19 protein-coding genes and 4 tRNA genes are annotated in these 16,484 nt (G+C 70.7%); 3 read left to right on the top strand and 20 right to left on the bottom strand.

Annotated features, from left to right (window positions below):
• The 17 genes from rplJ to KBX39_RS06095 form a co-directional block, all read right to left on the bottom strand.
• On the bottom strand, positions 1–465 hold a 465-nt coding region (gene rplJ, locus KBX39_RS06175; RefSeq protein ID WP_210869517.1), incomplete at its 3' end, for a 50S ribosomal protein L10.
• Positions 466–781: 316 nt separating this feature from the next.
• Positions 782–1,471, bottom strand: a complete 690-nt coding sequence (locus KBX39_RS06170; RefSeq protein ID WP_210869515.1) for a hypothetical protein — start codon at positions 1,469–1,471, stop codon at positions 782–784.
• The gene (locus KBX39_RS06165; RefSeq protein WP_187692539.1) at positions 1,468–2,358 is read right to left on the bottom strand and encodes an ATP-binding cassette domain-containing protein; all 891 of its coding nucleotides are present in this window, start codon (positions 2,356–2,358) and stop codon (positions 1,468–1,470) included. The genes KBX39_RS06170 and KBX39_RS06165 overlap by 4 nt, the downstream gene beginning before the upstream one ends.
• A gap of 83 nt (positions 2,359–2,441) precedes the next feature.
• Positions 2,442–3,158 carry a 50S ribosomal protein L1 gene (gene rplA, locus KBX39_RS06160; RefSeq protein WP_030501617.1) on the bottom strand — a complete coding sequence of 239 codons (717 nt, stop codon included), beginning with the start codon at positions 3,156–3,158 and terminating at the stop codon, positions 2,442–2,444.
• An 88-nt stretch (positions 3,159–3,246) separates the two neighbouring features.
• On the bottom strand, positions 3,247–3,678 hold the full coding sequence (rplK, locus tag KBX39_RS06155) for a 50S ribosomal protein L11 (protein ID WP_013288647.1): 432 nt from the start codon (positions 3,676–3,678) through the stop codon (positions 3,247–3,249).
• A gap of 187 nt (positions 3,679–3,865) precedes the next feature.
• Entirely contained in the window at positions 3,866–4,588 is a 723-nt protein-coding gene (gene nusG, locus KBX39_RS06150; RefSeq protein ID WP_030501618.1) for a transcription termination/antitermination protein NusG, read from the bottom strand.
• A gap of 35 nt (positions 4,589–4,623) precedes the next feature.
• Positions 4,624–5,031, bottom strand: coding sequence for a preprotein translocase subunit SecE (gene secE / locus KBX39_RS06145; protein WP_030501619.1), 408 nt, complete (start codon positions 5,029–5,031; stop codon positions 4,624–4,626).
• A gap of 214 nt (positions 5,032–5,245) precedes the next feature.
• Positions 5,246–5,318: transfer RNA gene (locus tag KBX39_RS06140), tRNA-Trp, on the bottom strand.
• A 127-nt stretch (positions 5,319–5,445) separates the two neighbouring features.
• On the bottom strand, positions 5,446–5,838 hold the full coding sequence (locus tag KBX39_RS06135) for a MaoC family dehydratase (RefSeq protein WP_030501620.1): 393 nt from the start codon (positions 5,836–5,838) through the stop codon (positions 5,446–5,448).
• A 4-nt stretch (positions 5,839–5,842) separates the two neighbouring features.
• The gene (locus tag KBX39_RS06130) at positions 5,843–6,289 is read right to left on the bottom strand and encodes a MaoC family dehydratase N-terminal domain-containing protein (protein ID WP_030501621.1); all 447 of its coding nucleotides are present in this window, start codon (positions 6,287–6,289) and stop codon (positions 5,843–5,845) included.
• Between the two features lie 120 nt (positions 6,290–6,409).
• Positions 6,410–6,577 carry a 50S ribosomal protein L33 gene (rpmG, locus tag KBX39_RS06125; RefSeq protein ID WP_013288652.1) on the bottom strand — a complete coding sequence of 56 codons (168 nt, stop codon included), beginning with the start codon at positions 6,575–6,577 and terminating at the stop codon, positions 6,410–6,412.
• Between the two features lie 129 nt (positions 6,578–6,706).
• A tRNA-Met gene (locus KBX39_RS06120) sits at positions 6,707–6,779 on the bottom strand.
• Positions 6,780–6,804: 25 nt separating this feature from the next.
• Positions 6,805–6,877, bottom strand: a tRNA-Thr gene (locus KBX39_RS06115).
• Positions 6,878–6,973: 96 nt separating this feature from the next.
• Positions 6,974–9,502, bottom strand: coding sequence for a bifunctional diguanylate cyclase/phosphodiesterase (locus tag KBX39_RS06110; protein ID WP_030501622.1), 2,529 nt, complete (start codon positions 9,500–9,502; stop codon positions 6,974–6,976).
• 715 nt (positions 9,503–10,217) lie between these two features.
• On the bottom strand, positions 10,218–11,462 hold the full coding sequence (locus KBX39_RS06105; RefSeq protein ID WP_210869513.1) for a DNA methyltransferase: 1,245 nt from the start codon (positions 11,460–11,462) through the stop codon (positions 10,218–10,220).
• Positions 11,459–11,638: a hypothetical protein gene (locus tag KBX39_RS06100; protein WP_124778887.1), complete on the bottom strand. Its 180-nt coding sequence runs from the start codon at positions 11,636–11,638 to the stop codon at positions 11,459–11,461. Before KBX39_RS06100 ends, KBX39_RS06105 begins: the two co-directional genes overlap by 4 nt.
• Positions 11,639–11,782: 144 nt before the next feature.
• Positions 11,783–11,941, bottom strand: coding sequence for a hypothetical protein (locus tag KBX39_RS06095; protein ID WP_157560792.1), 159 nt, complete (start codon positions 11,939–11,941; stop codon positions 11,783–11,785).
• Between the two features lie 197 nt (positions 11,942–12,138).
• Here KBX39_RS06095 and KBX39_RS06090 point away from each other — a divergent pair, with 197 nt between their 5' ends.
• The gene (locus KBX39_RS06090; protein ID WP_124778886.1) at positions 12,139–12,741 is read left to right on the top strand and encodes a hypothetical protein; all 603 of its coding nucleotides are present in this window, start codon (positions 12,139–12,141) and stop codon (positions 12,739–12,741) included.
• Between the two features lie 153 nt (positions 12,742–12,894).
• Here the strand turns inward: KBX39_RS06090 and KBX39_RS06085 are convergent.
• Positions 12,895–12,978, bottom strand: a tRNA-Tyr gene (locus KBX39_RS06085).
• A 147-nt stretch (positions 12,979–13,125) separates the two neighbouring features.
• Between KBX39_RS06085 and KBX39_RS06080 the strand changes: the two genes are divergently transcribed.
• Entirely contained in the window at positions 13,126–13,620 is a 495-nt protein-coding gene (locus KBX39_RS06080) for a YajQ family cyclic di-GMP-binding protein (protein WP_064446624.1), read from the top strand.
• 286 nt (positions 13,621–13,906) lie between these two features.
• Here KBX39_RS06080 and KBX39_RS06075 read toward each other — a convergent pair whose 3' ends face one another.
• Positions 13,907–14,686 (bottom strand): hypothetical protein, encoded by a 780-nt coding sequence (locus KBX39_RS06075; RefSeq protein ID WP_210869511.1) that lies wholly within the window; start codon positions 14,684–14,686, stop codon positions 13,907–13,909.
• Between the two features lie 16 nt (positions 14,687–14,702).
• Positions 14,703–15,227 (bottom strand): RNA polymerase sigma factor, encoded by a 525-nt coding sequence (locus tag KBX39_RS06070; RefSeq protein ID WP_043328223.1) that lies wholly within the window; start codon positions 15,225–15,227, stop codon positions 14,703–14,705.
• Between the two features lie 125 nt (positions 15,228–15,352).
• Here KBX39_RS06070 and KBX39_RS06065 point away from each other — a divergent pair.
• On the top strand, positions 15,353–16,484 hold a 1,132-nt coding region (locus tag KBX39_RS06065; RefSeq protein WP_210869509.1), incomplete at its 3' end, for an MFS transporter.

The raw sequence follows: 16,484 nt of genomic DNA, 5'->3' as shown, positions 1-16,484 counted from the left end.
GAACAGGGCCGCGGCCTTGCTCAGGTTGCCCTTCATCGCGCCGGCCAGCTTGGCCAGCAGCACCTCGCGGGACTCCAGGTCGGCGAGCTTCGTGACCTCGGCCGCGGAAATGGCCTTGCCCTCGAAGACACCGCCCTTGATGACGAGCTTCGGGTTGGCCTTCGCGAAGTCGCGAAGCCCCTTCGCCGCCTCGACGACGTCGCCCGAAACGAAAGTCAGCGCGGTAGGACCGGAGAACAGCTCGTCGAGGCCGGAGATGCCCGCATCGGCCGCGGCACGCTTGGCAAGCGTGTTCTTCGCGACCGTGTAGCTGGTCTCCTTGCCGAGCGAGCGCCGCAGCTGGGTGAGCTGCGAAACCGTGAGCCCGCGGTACTCGGTGAGCACGGTCGCCCCCGCGTTGCGGAAGCTCTCGGTCAGCTCGGCGACGGCCGTGGCCTTGTCGGCCCGGATCGGCTTGTCCGCCATGTCCCTCCTCTCTCGTTGCTCGGAGCTGGTACGCCGGCGACGAGCCAAGGCTCGACGGCGGCGGCGGAGGCATCACGACAACGAAAAAGCCCCGGCGCAGGGCGCACGGGGCGAGGGCCGGCGGCACGGGCACAGTCGGCGGACCATGCATGACACCGATTTCGCTTACCGCCCTGCGCGGGTCGCCCGTCGTCGCGGGACCTTCGACCGTGCCGGGGCACGGTGACCAGCGGTCTTTGGGTGGAACTACCGCACCAGGTTACGCGACCGGGACCGCAGCGCCAAATCGCGCCCCGGTGCTCCCGGTCACCGCGCCTCAGGCCCGGGTGCGGCGGGCCCAGGCGTAGCCGGTGAGCGCCACCGCCGCCCAGAGCGCCGCCCAGCCGGTGAGCAGCAGGCCGGCACCGGTGGCGACCGGCCCGGTGACCTCCCGCGCGGTCGCCATGACCGGTGGGGCCAGCCACGGCGCGACCGAGCCGGAGAGCCCCAGCACCACCACCCCGACCGCGCCGGTCACCAGCACCGCCACCCCGTAGCCGGCGCTGCGGGTCACGGCCCGGCTGGCCAGCGCGCCGAGCGCCACCGCCGCGGGCAGGGCGAGCAGGTGCGCCCAGAGCCCGAGCGCCACCCCCACGAGCACCGGCCGCTCCCCCGGCGCGACGGCCGCGGTCACCCCGCCGAGCGGCCACGGCAGCGCCAGCGCGACCACCACCACGGCGAGCCCGGCCACCAGCGCGGCGAGCAGCCCGGCCGCCCACTCCCGGCCCGGCCCGGCCACCACCCGGGCCAGCCGGCGCTGCACGTCGGGCTCGACGTCCAGCAGGATCTTGGTCTGCCAGGCCAGCACCGGGAACAGGACCACGGCGGAGACGCCGTAGGCCTCCGCCGGGCGGGCCCGGCCGCCGCCGTGGAGGACGGCCAGGACGAGCAGGCCGGCCAGCACCGGCGCCAGCGCCCGTCCGGTACGCAGGAAGCCGGCCAGCCGCAGCCGGACCAGCGCGATCACCGGGCCACCTCCGGCGCCGGCCCGGGGCGGCCCGAGTCCCCGGCCCCGGCGTCAACGTGGCCCACCGGGCCGGATAGCGCGTCCGCATCCGGGCAGTCGTCATCGGCGGATGGGCCGACGGAGGCCGGCACCGGGTGCGTGGCCGGAGGCGGGACGGCGTGGTCGCGTACCCGAAGGATCTGGTGGCCGTCGGCGCGCAGGCGGGCGACGGCGGCGGCCAGCCCGGCGGCCGGCACCGCCAGCTCGACCACGGCGACGGCAGCGCCGCCCGACGGCGCCTGCTCGGTCACCGTGCCGTCGGTGACCGACCAGTGCCGGGCACCGGGCAGCCGGACGGTCTCGCCCCGGTGGTCGCTCACGAGTACGGCGCCACCGGCGGCCAGCACCTCGCCGATGATCTCGGGGACCGCCTCGCGGGCGGCGGCGTCCAGCCCCTCCCACGGCTCGTCGAGCACCAGCAGGCCGGGCGGGCGCAGCAGCGCCTGGGCCAGGCCGACCTTCTGCGCGGTGCCCTTGGACAGCCGGGGCAGACGGACGTCGTGGAACCGGGCCAGGCCGAGGCGCTCGACCCAGTGGCGCACCGCCCGGTCGGCGGCGGGACCGGGCAGGCCGGCGACGCGGCCCATGGCGGTCAGGTAGGCCCCGACGGTGAACGGCTGGTCGGCGGGGAAGCGCTCCGGCACCCAGCCGACCACCCGCGGCCGGTCGGCGACGCGGCCCCGGGACGGACGCAGCACCCCGGCGGTGAGCTGCAGCAACGTGGACTTTCCGGCCCCGTTGCGGCCGAGCACCACGGCGACCTCACCCGGGCCGACGGCGACGTCGACCTGCCGCAGGACCCAGGGGCCGTGCCGGTGGTAGCGGAACCACACGCCGTCGAGCCGCATGCGCCGAGACTGCCACACCGGACAGACGAACGGGGCCCCGCCACGACCTGGTGGCGGAGCCCCGTCCGGGACGTGCTGGTTGCTCAGGCCTCGGTCGAGGCCTCCTGCAGGTTCTTCACGACCTTCGGGTCGACCGGGACGCCCGGGCCCATGGTGGTGGTGAGGGTGATCTTCTTGAGGTACGTGCCCTTGGCCGCGGACGGCTTGGCGCGCAGCACCTCGTCCAGCACCGCGGCGTAGTTGTCGACCAGCTGGGCCTCGGAGAAGGAGGCCTTGCCGATGATCAGGTGCAGGTTGGAGTGCTTGTCCACCCGGAAGGTGATCTTCCCGCCCTTGATGTCCGAGACGGCCTTGGTGACGTCCATGGTCACGGTGCCGGTCTTCGGGTTCGGCATCAGACCGCGCGGGCCCAGGATCCGCGCGATCCGGCCGATCTTGGCCATCTGGTCGGGCGTGGCGATCGCCGCGTCGAAGTCCAGCCAACCGCCCTGGATGCGGGCGACCAGCTCGTCGGTGCCCACCTCGTCAGCACCCGCGGCGACGGCCTCCTCGGCCTTCGCGCCGGCGGCGAAGACGATCACGCGGGCGGTCTTACCGGTGCCGTGCGGCAGGTTGACCGTGCCGCGGACCATCTGGTCCGCCTTGCGGGGGTCGACGCCGAGGCGCATCGCGACCTCGACCGTGGCGTCGAACTTGGTGTTGGTGGTGTCCTTGGCCAGCTTGACGGCCTCGACCGGGGTGTAGAGCTTCGACCGGTCGATGACCTCGGCGGCCTTGCGGTAGCTCTTGCTGCGCTGCATTTCTGGTGACTCCTGTGGTCTCTGGCGGGCGCGCGGCGTGCGCGGCCCTCCCACGAACAGAAAGATCGGGTGGAGCGGTGGAGCGAGATCAGTCGGCGACGGTCAGGCCCATCGACCGGGCGGTGCCGGCGATGATCTTCTCGGCCTGGTCGATGTCGTTGGCGTTGAGGTCCGCCATCTTCTTCTCGGCGATCTCGCGCAGCTGGGCGCGGGTGACCGAGCCGACCTTCTCCTTGTGCGGGACGCCCGAGCCCTTCTGCACACCGGCGGCCTTGATCAGCAGCCGGGCGGCGGGCGGGGTCTTCAGCACGAAGGTGAACGTGCGGTCCTCGTAGACGCTGATCTCGGCGGGGACGATGTCGCCCCGCTGGGACTCGGTCTGCGCGTTGTAGGACTTGCAGAACTCCATGATGTTCACGCCGTGCTGGCCGAGCGCGGGGCCGACCGGCGGCGCCGGGGTGGCCTGGCCCGCCGGCAGCTGAAGCGTGAACGTCTTGACGAGCTTCTTCTTCGGAGGCATGTCTCTTCCTGGGGCTTGAAACTGGGATTCTCGCCGGTCCGCGGGCGCGCACGGTCAGCGCGGTGCGGACAGCCGACGTTCTAGGGTAGCGCAGCCGTCGGCCACCCTCCGCGCCGAGGTCGGTGGGTGGCGAAACGGCGCACCGGCGGCCACCCCGGAAGGGGCGGGCCGCCGGTGCCGACGTACGTCAGATCTTGGCGACCTGGTTGAAGTTCAGCTCGACCGGCGTCTCCCGGCCGAAGATCGACACCAGCACCTTGAGCTTCTGCTGGTCGGCGTTGATCTCGCTGATCGTCGCCGGCAGCGACGCGAACGCGCCGTCGGTGACGGTGACCGAGTCGCCGACCTCGAAGTCGAGGACCTTGACCTCGGGCTTGGCCTTCTTCTGCTCGGTCTCGACCGCCGGGGCCAGCCACTTGAGCACCTCGTCGAGGCTCAGCGGCGCCGGCCGGTCGGCCCGGTCGGTCGCGCCGACGAAGCCGGTGACCCCCGGGGTGTTCCGGACGCAGGAGTAGGACTCGGCGGTCAGCTCCATCCGGACCAGGATGTAGCCCGGGAAGACCTTCGCCTGGACCTGCGACCGCTTGCCGTTCTTGACCTCGACCTCTTCCCGGGTCGGCACCTCGACCTGGTAGATGAAGTCCTCCATGTCGAGGGAGGTGATCCGGGTCTCGAGGTTGGTCTTGACCTTGTTCTCGTAGCCGGCGTACGAGTGCACCACGTACCAGTCGCCGGGCGCGTAGCGCAGCTTCTGGCGCAGCTCGGCGACCGGGTCGAAGTCCTCGTCCGGGGCCGGCTCGGTGGTCGGGAACTCCGGCTCGCTGGCGGCCTCGACCGACTCGTTGTTGGCCGCCGTCGCCACCGTGGACTGGTCGTCCGGGGTTCCGGCGGTCTCGTCGTACTCAGGCACGCTCGCTCACTTCCGTCAGTATCGCTGTCCGCAGGTCAGCTCGGCTCGCCGAAGACCCACAGCACCGCCTTGGCGAAGCCGTAGTCCAGGCCGGCCACGATCGCCAGCATCACCGCGACGAAGGTGACCACCACGGCCGTGTAGGTCAGCAGCTCCTTGCGGGTCGGCCAGATGACCTTACGCAGCTCTGCCACGACCTCGCGGAAGAACCGCGCGATGCGGGCGAACAGCCCGATCCGCTCGGTGTCCTTACGGGTCTTCCGGCCCTCGGCCGGCTCGGCCTGCGCCCGCTTACGGGTCGCGGTGCCGCCCCGGGAGACCGGCTCGTCCGCGTCGGTGGCGTCGTCGTCGGCCACGTCGTCGTCGGCCACGCCGTCGACGGTCGCGTCGTCGTTCAGACGCTCGTCGCCGTCGTCCTCGCCGCGGCGCTTGCTCTTGGCCACTTCGCCCTCCGTGCGGGATATGGGGTCGCACGCCGGGCGGCGTGCGCGGCGTGTTGGTCACGCCGGCCGGACCAACCGTCCCGCGACGGGCCGCGGCCGGCGGACCGGCCGGGAGGGCCCGAGCGCCTCGGAACCACCCCACCGGTGCCACCACCACGGGCCGGACGCCGCCGGTGAGGGCGACGCGACCCACGGAACGGTCAGGCCTGAGGCGCAGGGGTGACAGGACTTGAACCTGCAGCCTGCGGTTTTGGAGACCGCTGCTCTGCCAATTGAGCTACACCCCTGTGCGGCAACTCACCTCCACCCGGACACACTGTGCCGAGCGGGGGTCACTTGCCCCACGGCGGACCAGTGTACGGGTAGTCGTGCGACTTTCCCAACCGGTCTGCCCCTCGCGCGTCGGGCGGACCCTCAGCGCGTCGTGCGGATCAGTGCCCGGGCCTGCGACAGCACCTTCTCGCCCTGGCAGGTGGCGGTGATGTCGAGCCTGGTCAGACCGTCTTCGGTGACCTCCTTGACCACCGCCGACACCTCGATCTCGGTGCCCTCGTCGGTGTCCGGGACGACCACCGGCCGGGTGAACCGGACGCCGAAGTCGACCACCGCGTCCGGCGCGCCGGCCCAGCCGGTCACCGCGCGGCCGACCAGGGCCATGGTGAACATGCCGTGGGCGATGACGCCCGGCAGCCCCACGTCGGTGGCGACGCGGTCGCTCCAGTGGATCCGGTTGAAGTCGCCCGAGGCGCCCGCGTAGCGGACCAGGTCCGCGCGGGTCACCCGGTACGTCTGGGTGGGCAGCTCCATGTCCTCAGGCCTCCCCGCGTACGACGATCTTGGACCAGACGGCGACCACCGGCTCACCGTCCACAGTGCTCACATCGGTGCGGGTGGTCAGGAAGCCGTGCCCGCCCCGGGTGGTGACCTCCTCGATGGTGCTCACGCACACCAGCTCGTCGCCGGCCACCACCGGCCGGGTGTACGCGAACCGCTGGTCGCCGTGCACCACGCGGCTGTAGTCGACGCCGAGCGCCGGATCCTCGACGATCTGCCGGCTCGCCGCCATCGTGACGAGCACCGGGAACGTCGGCGGGGCCACCACGTCGGCGTGGCCGAGCGAGCGGGCCGCCTCCGGATCGTGGTGGGCCGGGTCGGTCGCGCCGATGGCGGTGGCGAACTCGCGGATCTTTTCTCGGCCCACCTGGTAGGGGGCGGTCGGCGGGTACGTCCGGCCGACGAAGGACGGGTCCAGGGACATGCCGCCGAACCTACACGGAAAACACGAACGCCGATCCGCCCGGTCGGGCGGCCCGGAGGCCACCCGTCAGGTGGATCGGCGTACGCGGAAGCTGGTGCCGACCGGCTGCGCCGGTCGCGATCAGCGGGTCTCGCGGTGAACGGTGTGCTTGCCGTCCCGGGGGCAGAACTTCTTCAGCTCGATGCGGTCCGGGTCGTTACGGCGGTTCTTGCGCGTGATGTAGTTGCGCTCCTTGCACTCCACACACGCCAAAGTGATCTTCGGCCGAACATCGGTCGCCTTCGCCACGGCGGAGTGCCTTCCTCGCTCACGGAACAACTACGGCGTGTCAGCCTACGCGCTGACAACGCGGACATGCAAAGTGGGCGCCTGTGGCGCCCGTCCCACCGACCACCGGGTGTACCCGGAGGACGAGAGTAGCGGTGGCCGGACTTGAACCGGCGACACAGCGATTATGAGCCGCTTGCTCTGCCATCTGAGCTACACCGCCGTGGCGGGTCCAGCCGGACCCTCTGAGCCCCCTTACGGAATCGAACCGTAGACCTTCTCCTTACCATGGAGACGCTCTGCCGACTGAGCTAAGGGGGCCTGCCCGATCACCCCGGGGGGTGTCGCGCAGGGGAAACAGTACACGACCGCGTCGCCGAGGTGAAATCGGATCCCCCAGGTACGTGTCGGCCCTGCTCAGGGCACCACACGCAGCCGCGGCAGCTCCCCCGTGGCCACCGTCTCCGGGTCGACCTGGGCGCCGAACCAGGCCTCCAGACGCTCGTACGGCAGGGGGCGGCTGAACAGGAAGCCCTGGCCGATCTCGCAGCCGATGTCCTGCAGGAGTTCCAGCATCAGCTCGCTCTCCACGCCCTCGGCCACCACCGCCAGGCCGAACTGCTGGGAGAGCGTCACCACCGCGTTCACGATCGCCAGATCACCCGGATCGGTCGCCATGCCCTGCACGAACGACCGGTCCACCTTCACCTCGTGCACCGGCAGCCGGCGCAGCTGGGCCAGGGAGGAGTTGCCGGTGCCGAAGTCGTCCACCGAGAGTCGGACACCGAGGTCACGGAGGCTGCGCAGGGTCGGGATGGGACGTTCCGCGCCGTCCAGCACACCGGCCTCGGTGACCTCCAGGGTCAGCCGCTGCGGCGGTACGCCGTACTCGGCCAGCAGATCGCGTACCAGCGCCGGGAAGTGCTGGTCGGTGAGCGTACGCGCGGCGAGGTTGACCGCGACGGAGAGCGGCTGCTCGCCGTGGCTCCAGTCGCGGCTGCGCCGCAGGCTCTCCCGGAGCACGAACTCGGTGAGCCGGCCGAGCTGGCCGGTGTGCTCGGCCACCGCCACGAAGTCGTCCGGCGAGACCGTGCCGTGCGCCGGGTGCTCCCACCGGGCCAGACACTCCACGCCCACCAGACGGCGGTCCCGCAGCGTGACCTTGGGCTGGAAGTAGACCTCCAGCTTGCCCTCGTCCAGCGCCCGTTGCAGGTCGCCGGCGAGGCCGAGCCGGCGCAGCGACCGCGACTCCAGCGCCGGGCTGTAGAGCTGCACGCTGCCCGGGACCGACTTGGCAGCGCTGGCCGCCAGGTCGACGCGCTGCAACAGCGCCACCGCGTCGCTGCCGTGGTCGGGGTGGACCGCCACGCCGACCACCGTGTCCACGTCCACGGTGAGCGCGTCGAAAACCATCTCGTCGCGGATCTGCTCCCGGAGCTGGGCCGCCAGTTCCAGGGCCGCCTCGGTGCTCTCCAGCCGGAGCGTCACCAGGAACTCGTCCCCACCGGCGCGGCCGACCAGCGCCGAGGAGGGCGCGCAGGCGCGCAGCCGCTCGGCCACCTCGACGAGCACCTTGTCCCCGGCGGCGTGGCCGAGCGACTCGTTGACCTGGCGGAGCCGGTCGACATCGAACAGGAGCAACGCGACCACCTCGCCCGGCGCGCCGATCTTCACCGCCTCGGCCACCGCCGCGGTCAGCCGTCGCCGGTTGGGCAGCTTGGTGAGCGTGTCGTGGTCGGCGTCGTGCCGCAGCCGGTCGACCAGGCGAGAGTTCTCCAGGGCGACAGCGGCGTGTGCCGCCACCGTCTCCAGGACCGCGACGTCGCGCGCGGTGAAGTGCGAGGGGTCGACCAGCCGGTTGGTCACCTCGAGCGTCCCGATCACCACCCGGCCCGAGCGCAACGGGACGATGATCGTGTCCTTGACGCCCTGTTCGGCCAGGCTGGCCCGGAACTCCGGATCGCTGCACACGCCCCGGCCGACGGTGACCGGGCGGGCCTTCTGCATCGCCCGCTGGCGCAGCTCCACCCCGGTCGGGGCGGTGTCCAGCAGGCCGGGGTCATCGACCCGCGCGGTGAGCAGAGTCTCCGGGTGCCGGCCCTGGGCGGGCAGCCACAACGTCGCGTACTCCGCCTGCATCAGACCCCGGACGCGGCCCAGCAGGGCGTCCGCGAGCGTGCCGTCCTGGCCGCTGGCCGAGATCGCCCGGCTCAGCTCGTACATGCCGCTGAGCGTGCGGTGCTGCTGGAAGAACTCGGTGTACGACCGGTAGACCGCCACCAGCCCCGCGGCCAGCGCGGCCAACGGCACCAGGGACCACCAGGACTGCTCCAGCAGCATCAGCACGATCAGGCCGGCCGACACGTTGATGCCGTTGGTCAGCACGCCCGAACGCAGCGCCCGGAACGTCTCCCGGCCGGCGTGCCACCCGATGAGCAGGGTCTGGACCGCGGCGATCGAGGTGAGGCTCACCAGGATCACCATCGCCACCGCGAGGCAGAGGCCCAGCCAGGTGGCGGGGCCCACGCCCTCGGTCGGCGGCAGGATGGTCAGCACCAGGGCGCCGACCGAGGTGCCCGCCGCCGCACGCGCGACGTTGAACCAGAGCTTCGGCGCCGACAACCGGTGACGCAGGTGCGTCACGAGCGAGGACAGCGTGTAGATCAGGACGACGGTGAGCGGCGGCAGGAAGTAGAAGGCGAGCACCAGCGGCAGCTCGGTGAGCGTCATACCGAGTGACTGCCGGCGGATGACCACGCCGACGACCGGCCCGCTGGCGACGATCATCAGCGCCAGGAGCAGCACCGCCGGAAGCCACCCGCCGATGGGTGGCTTCGCGATCAATCCGGTGACCGTCGAACAAGCCACCGCTACCAGGGCGAGCGGCGCGGTGATTATCCAGGCGTCCTCGGAGGGTCTGCGCCTCGGGTTGTCTCGCCCGCTCATCCCACTCCCTGTCCGGTGGGTCCCACTCCCGGTCCGGCGGGCAGGACCCACCGGCTTCCGCCCCCGTGGAGGTCAGCCCGGGTCGCTGTCAGACCCAGACGTAGTCGAGGAGGCGGAGGTCGCCCAGGCCGGACTTTGCACTGATTACCGAAACGCCCAAGGCGGCGGAAACGAGGAGGAGCGAGCCAAACAGCCGGCCCAGCCTACGACCAGACATGATTGCTCCTGTCGGGAGAGTTACAACCATCGTGAAGGTTCCACGATCGTGCCACACCCCGCTCACGGGCAAAAGCTGCGCGAGCCCTCGCGCAGGGGCAGTGGCAGGGAAATCATCCGTTCGACAGGCGCGGCTCACCCTCCGGCCCAGCATACCGTCACGATCAGCCCCGCAGCCGCTACGGAAGGCGCGCACAACGACTTCGCGCGTAAACCACGCTTAGCGCCTGATTCACCCGTCAGCCAGCCGGCACCCGGCCACGGCCACAGTAGATGGCGTCGGCGCTCCCGTCGGCCGCCCTCGGACAGCCTCTACCATCATCGATGCCTGAGGCAAGGTTTCACGCCAGGAGAACCGAGTGAATCATCAGCCGGCCGGTGGCGGTTGCCCCGACGGCGTCGCCAGGTGCGACACCCGCCCGCCTGACTGCTTCACCGCCGACGAGGCGGGCAACAGCCGGTGGCAGCACCTTGACGGTCGGCTACCGCCTCTGCCGGTTCACGCGGGCTTCGTGCCGGTGACGTCGTACTCGAACAGCGCCTTGTTGGAGTTCCGCTTGCGGATGGTCTCCACCTTGAGGTCCGAATAGCCGAGTTCGCGCAGCATCACGGCATACCAGGTGTGCGCTGGCACCTCGTGCTTGTAGAAGGTGGAGTTTCCGACGATGTAGGAAACGCTGCCGCCCGGCTTCAAGTGCTTCGTGACGCTCTGGAAGTGCAGCCACATGTCGTGGTGGTACTTGTGAACGTAGCTGGCAAGCAGCGGACCGTTCTTGCCGCCGTCGGCCGCGATCTTCTCGCAGACCACCTTCATCGCCCCGTCGACAGGCGTCCCGACGTCCGGCTTCCACGTGTTCAGCTTGCTCGTGGCGGTGCCCCACGTGCCACCGATGGCGCGCCAGTCGAGCTCGCCGGCGTCGCCGGCCACGTCCAGGTAGCGGAGCCAGTACATGTACGGGCGAAGCTCGCGGATGTAGCTCATCCGATTCACGTACGGCGGTGAGGTCAGCACGAAGTCCGCAGGCTCCAGGCCGTCCAGGCCCGTCCGCGAATCGCCCTGCCGGACAACCGCCGTGCCGGCGAGGTCGAACCGGGCGGACTCGATGATCGTCGCCATTTCCGTGGCGTACCCGTCGAGCGCCTTGTCGAGGTCGTCGACCACGAAGAGCGCCTGCTCGGCCGGCGCTTCCTTGAAGGACATCGACTGATGGTTGAACGCCGCGTTGGAGCAGGAGATCAGGGACCGGCAGAGACCGATCTCCAGCAGGTCGCGGATCTGCCCGTCGAAACGGTCGATCTCGTTCCGAAGCGCCTTGAGGGCGTGGAGCGCGCCCGGCGACCACCACTTCTCGATCCTGAACAGGCTCGGCTGCCAGAGATCGGCGTCCTCGTCGTGCGCCCGCGCCCCGTCGAGCACACTCGTCACGGCGTCAGCGAGCGCGAGGAGCGTGTCCTCCGGGTAGTTCGTCGTCTTGACCGTGCCGAGCCAGACCAGGAACGGGTTGATGTCCACCGACTGCCCCCGGTGGCCGAGCTCGGCAGCCGCGAGCGGCGTCGTGCCCGTGCCCGAGAAGGGGTCGGTGATGATGCTGCCGTTCGGCATGTGCGACATGCGATCGCGGACGAGGCGTACGCCGTAGGCGGGCGTGAGGCGCAACCAGCCGTGCCTCCCCACACCCATGTTGGCGCGGAACGTCATGTGCTCGTTGCGGCTGTGCGCCGCGCGCTCGACGATCTCCGTCATGCCGCCTCCAGGAGTCGCCGCAGGACGTGCTCCACCCTGGCGCGCAGGTCGGTGGTGTCCCGCCGGAGGTAGCCGACAACGTCCCGCAGGAAGCCGAAAGTACTGGACAGGGGGTCATGCCCGCCCACGGCGGGGAAGACACTCCAGTTGCCGGTCAGGTATCGCGAGCAGACCATGTGACCTGGTTCTCGGGCAGTCCGAACTCCGCCTTGAGGACCTGGCGGAAGATGCGCTCGCAGCCGACGCCGAACTGCCTGTGGATCGACGTCATGCCGCCCGCGGCTCTGCGCGGCGAACATCAGGGGCGAGGCGACGCCCATTCAGTGACAGAGCGGGTCAGCGCCGTACAGCGCGGTGAAGCCGGCAAGGTCGACCTCGTCGGCCCCTCCCATCTCGGGAAGGCAATCCGCCGACGTGCGGAGCGGCGCGAGCAGGATCTCGCGGTAGAGCCGGTCCCGCTCCTCAGTGCTCGACGCCATGGGACGGCAGCTTACGGCAAAGCTCAGACACCCCCTCGCACCCACACCAATCAAGCAGTTCCGTCCCATTTGGCGCAGATCCGGCGCTCTGCTCGTCACGAGCGCACTTCAGCAGCGGGGTGGGCCGAGTGAGCTGCTGCCTTCTTGCCGGCCGGCCAGGGCTTGCCGGTCCACGGCCCACCATTTGCCCAACGCCCATGGATCCACCCCTGCCACCATTCCCGGCGCCCAATAACTTCCGCGACACCACCAGCTTGCCGACCGATCATGTGTCGATGACCAGGGAAGAGGCTCTTGCCAACCTTCACGACACCGTCGTCTTCTGGAGCATCGGCTCCGCCACCTCGGTTGACGTGGTCATGGCCGCCTGCGACTGCCTGGTGGCAGGCGTCGACAGTCCGACCCTCCGGATCCTGGCCGGCGTCTCCCCCGTGAAGGGCAGCGAGGACGACGATCTGCGCCGCTGGCTGGCTGATGCGTTCGCGGAACTCTCCCTGACCTACTACGGGGAAGAGAGCCGGAAGGCCGAAGAGGAAGTCCTCCGCATCATGGCGCGACGACTGCTCGCCAGGAAGATCGCGCCTCGCGAACTCACGTCCTGGGTCTCACAGTTCATCACCTACGCCGGGACTCCCCTGGCAGGCGAACTGATCAACCTGGAGAGCGCCTACGAGTACGTCGAGGCCGCCAACGAGGTACACATGCTGGTCAGCACCAAGCCCGAGGATCTCGACGCGGAGGTCATCGCCGAAGCTCGACGACTGGTCGGCGACAGCGGCGCCGGCAGGGACCAGGGTTGAGCCACCACGGATCATCCCCGATCTTGTCGTGGACGTCCTTTCCGTGGCCCGCCCGCAATCAGTCGCAGACGGCTGGACTCAGCCGGACTCGGCCAGACGAACGAGAACGGCCCCCGATCAGCATCTCTGCTGGTCAGGGGCCGTATCTGCACCTGGTGGCGGGTAGAGGATTCGAACCTCTGTAGCTTTCGCGACGGATTTACAGTCCGCTCCCATTGGCCGCTCGGGCAACCCGCCAGGGCACACCACCGCGTCGCAACGCGGCGGCGGAAGCAAGGATAGCGGTTGCCCCCGGTACCGCCGCAACCGGGTACCGTCAGGAGGTCCCACGCTGGTCAGCGCGGGACGGACCAGGACAGACCGCCGGACAGCAGGAGCATGAGCATGGCAGCGAACCCCTCGTTCGACATCGTGAGCAAGGTCGACCGGCAGGAGGTCGACAACGCTCTCCGCCAGTCGGAGAAGGAGCTCTCGACGCGGTTCGACTTCCGGGGCACGGGTGCCGAGATCTCCTGGTCGGGCGAGGAGGCGATCAGCATCCAGGCGGAGACCGAGGAGCGCGTACGGGCCGCGCTGGAGGTCTTCAAGGAGAAGCTGATCAAGCGGAACATCTCGCTGAAGTCACTCGATGCCGGCGAGCCCAAGCAGTCGGGCAAGATCTTCAAGATCGATGCCAAGGTGGTGCAGGGCATCGACTCGGACAAGGCCAAGGCGATCAGCAAGAAGATCCGCGACGAGGGCCCGAAGGGCGTGCAGGCGCAGATCCAGGGCGACCAGCTCCGCGTCACCGGCAAGAAGAAGGACGACCTCCAGGCCGTCATCACGCTGCTCAAGGGCGAGGACTTCGGTCTGGCTCTTCAGTTCACCAACTACCGGTAAGAGACTCTGGCCGGCCTGGTCATCGGGCCGGCCGGGCCTTGCCATCCGCGCGGATGTCGGTCGGCCTCTCCTCGACCCGGCGCGCGCTCCGACCCCTCGCGGGCAAGGACCGCTGATGGGACACGACCCCCTTCGGCCGGACGCATGATCGGAACGTGTTGCAGGCTCCTCGAAGACCCACGGCGGCCTACCGCAACCACCATGGACCGTGAGCCGTCGGCGGGCCTCCGTCATACCGAAGGCGGGTGCGACCGGCCGGCCGGTCGCACCCGCGAAGGGATATCTCCTAGTCCGTCGCCTCGACACCAGGCGTGGCGGACGTCGCGGGGCCGAGGACCAGGTGCGGATCGAGCACCACGCCGATTGCCTGGTCCGGTGTCAGTGGCAGAGATCCGTTCCTCGCGGTGAGGCGGAGGGACGCTGCGGACCCGTCGGGCCGGAGCAGGTCCACGCTGAGCGTCTCGTACCGCACGACCTCGGCGCCGCGCTCCGCCGGAAGCCGGTGCTCCCGGAGCGAGGTTCGTACTTTGATCTTCTCGCCCGCGGGGCCCACCTGCTGCACACAGGTGCCGCTCGCCGTGCGGGAGGGGCAGGCAGTGGTGATCATCGACGCGAGGGAGGCACCGGCGTTTCGCGTGAGCTGGACCGACAGGTGAGCGTTGCCGTTCCCGGCGCCGAGGGTGCCCTGACCCCAGTAGCCGGTGAGAGTCGTCTCTCCCTCCGTCCCGCCTTGCTTGTTCCAGTTGCTGAGCAGGTCGTGCCGGGTCGGCCCGCTCAGCTCGGGCGCCTGTCGAAGCAGCGCCGGGATGACGGCCGCGTCGATCCGGGCCCAGTCTGCGGATGTGCCGGCGGCGGTGGTTACGGTCGGGGTGGGCGACGGCCCAGCCGGTGGCACCGGGTCGGTTTGGCGGGGTGCGCGGACGAGCGCGGTGGCCCCGATGGCCACCACGAGGACCGCCACAGCGGCCAACGCCATCCCGCTTCTGCGGTGCCGACGACGCGAGTCGACGGCGGCCCGGAGATCGTCGAGCGGTGGCTGACGGACGGCGTCGGTGATGGTGTCCACGTCGAACCCGCTGAACTCACGATCGGACATCGGCCCTCCTACGACTGGCTACGGCATCGACGGTGTCGGCTGGGGAGAGCAGCAGGGCGAGCGCCTGACGCCCCCGGGACAGCCGGGACTTGACCGTGCCGACGGAGACGCCCAGGGTTCGCGCCACCTCCTCGACCGGCAGGTCCACGAGGTAGTGCAGGGCCAGCGCGTGCCTCTGCCCGTCCGGCAGGCGCCGCAGCGCGGCCAGCAGCGCCAGATGCTCCGGCGCGCTGTCGGCGACCACCGGCGGCGACCACGTCCGTCGCAGCAGCCCGTCGAGCACCCGCCGACGCCGATGCCGGCTGCGGGCGACATTGACCGCCACCCGGCGCAGCCACGCCTCCGGGTTGTCGAGGCCGGCGAACCGGCGGGGCGCGGCGAGCGCCCGGGTGAACGCCTCCTGTACCGCCTCCTGCGCCTCGCTCAGGTCACCGGTCACCGCGTAGAGCTGAACGACCAGCCGCCGGAAACACCCGGCATAGACATCCGCGATCACGTCGTCGTCGGACACCCTCACCTCCCTGCTCAGCTTGTTCCACTCACGGCGGGGCGGAAAGGTTCCGTCGTTTCCGGCCGGCTTCTGCCCACAGGCAACTTCGTTGTTCCGGAGGGCGGGCGTGGGGTCGGGTGGTAGCCATGACCTCCGCGCTGCTCCTCCCCTACCGGCCGGTGCTCGGCCATCCCGTGCTGCGCCGGCTGCTGCCGGGCCTCGCCACGTCCGCGCTCGGTGACGGGCTGGCCCTGGTCGCGGTGACGTGGCTGGCACTGCAACTCGCCCCGGAGGGGCAGCGCGGCACCTGGACCGCGTTCGCGGTGGCGGCGTACACGCTGCCGGGGGCGGCCGGTGCGGTGCTGCTCGGTCGCTGGCTGGGTGGGCGGAGCGGGGCTCAGCTCGCGGGCTGGGACGCCACGGTACGGGCGGCCGCGCTGGGCGCGATCCCGGCCGCACACCTCGTCGGGGTGCTGGACGCCGGTCTCTACGTCGCCCTGCTGGCGGTGTCCTCGCTGCTGCACCCGTGGGGGTCCGCAGGTCGGTTCACGCTCGTGGCCGCGCTACTGCCGCAGCGGCACCACCTGGCCGCGAACGCGCTGCTCGGGACCCTCGGCCAGGCGGCGACGATCGTGGGGCCGCCGCTGGCCGGTCTGCTCATCGCCGGGGTGGGCCCGGTGTGGGTGATCGCGATCGACGCGGTCAGCTTCGCCGTGCTGGCCGTCAGCTACCGCCTCGTCATCCCGACCACCCGCCACGTGGGAACAGCCCGCCACACAGGCAGCGCGGGCACAGACCGCCACGCGAGCAACGCGGGCACGGGCAACCGCGCAGAACGGCCGGCCTCCGGATTCCGGATCATCGCGCGGGACCGGTCGCTGCTCGGTCTGCTGTCGCTGTCCTTCGCGTTCTTCTTCCTCTTCGGCCCGTTCTACGTGGCCATGCCGGTGCACGTCACCGACGACCTGCACGCCTCCGCCGGGACGCTCGCGGCCTACTACACCGCGTTCGGCGTCGGCTCGCTGCTCGGCGGGCTGCTCACCGGGCACCTGCGCGGCTGGCCGCCGCGGACCACGCTCGCCGGCATCGTGGCGTTGTTCGGCACCGCGCTGCTGCCGCTCGGCCTGGGCGCACCGGTGGTGCTGTCACTGTCCGCGTTCGCGCTCGCCGGGCTGGTCTGGGCCCCCTACCAGCCGACCGTGACGGTGTTGTTCCAGCGCCGGGCCGGGGCCGCCGACCTGCCTCGCGTACTGGCGGCGAACGGGGCTCTCCTGGTGC

Origin of the sequence: Micromonospora sp. D75, from assembly GCF_018070405.1 — a bacterium.
GTDB lineage: Bacteria > Actinomycetota > Actinomycetes > Mycobacteriales > Micromonosporaceae > Micromonospora > Micromonospora chalcea.
This window is presented reverse-complemented; position numbering and strand designations above follow the sequence as displayed.

Bases quoted from the DNA above. Each gene is read 5' to 3' on its own strand.
- rplK (WP_013288647.1), bottom strand. From the start codon at position 3,678: ATGCCTCCGAAGAAGAAGCTCGTCAAGACGTTCACGCTTCAGCTGCCG.
- KBX39_RS06090 (WP_124778886.1), top strand. From the start codon at position 12,139: ATGGATCCACCCCTGCCACCATTCCCGGCGCCCAATAACTTCCGCGAC.
- rplA (WP_030501617.1), bottom strand. From the start codon at position 3,158: ATGCAGCGCAGCAAGAGCTACCGCAAGGCCGCCGAGGTCATCGACCGG.
- KBX39_RS06100 (WP_124778887.1), bottom strand. From the start codon at position 11,638: ATGGTCTGCTCGCGATACCTGACCGGCAACTGGAGTGTCTTCCCCGCC.
- KBX39_RS06080 (WP_064446624.1), top strand. From the start codon at position 13,126: ATGGCAGCGAACCCCTCGTTCGACATCGTGAGCAAGGTCGACCGGCAG.
- KBX39_RS06105 (WP_210869513.1), bottom strand. From the start codon at position 11,462: ATGACGGAGATCGTCGAGCGCGCGGCGCACAGCCGCAACGAGCACATG.
- KBX39_RS06165 (WP_187692539.1), bottom strand. From the start codon at position 2,358: ATGCGGCTCGACGGCGTGTGGTTCCGCTACCACCGGCACGGCCCCTGG.
- KBX39_RS06130 (WP_030501621.1), bottom strand. From the start codon at position 6,289: ATGTCCCTGGACCCGTCCTTCGTCGGCCGGACGTACCCGCCGACCGCC.
- KBX39_RS06135 (WP_030501620.1), bottom strand. From the start codon at position 5,838: ATGGAGCTGCCCACCCAGACGTACCGGGTGACCCGCGCGGACCTGGTC.
- KBX39_RS06095 (WP_157560792.1), bottom strand. From the start codon at position 11,941: ATGGCGTCGAGCACTGAGGAGCGGGACCGGCTCTACCGCGAGATCCTG.
- KBX39_RS06110 (WP_030501622.1), bottom strand. From the start codon at position 9,502: ATGAGCGGGCGAGACAACCCGAGGCGCAGACCCTCCGAGGACGCCTGG.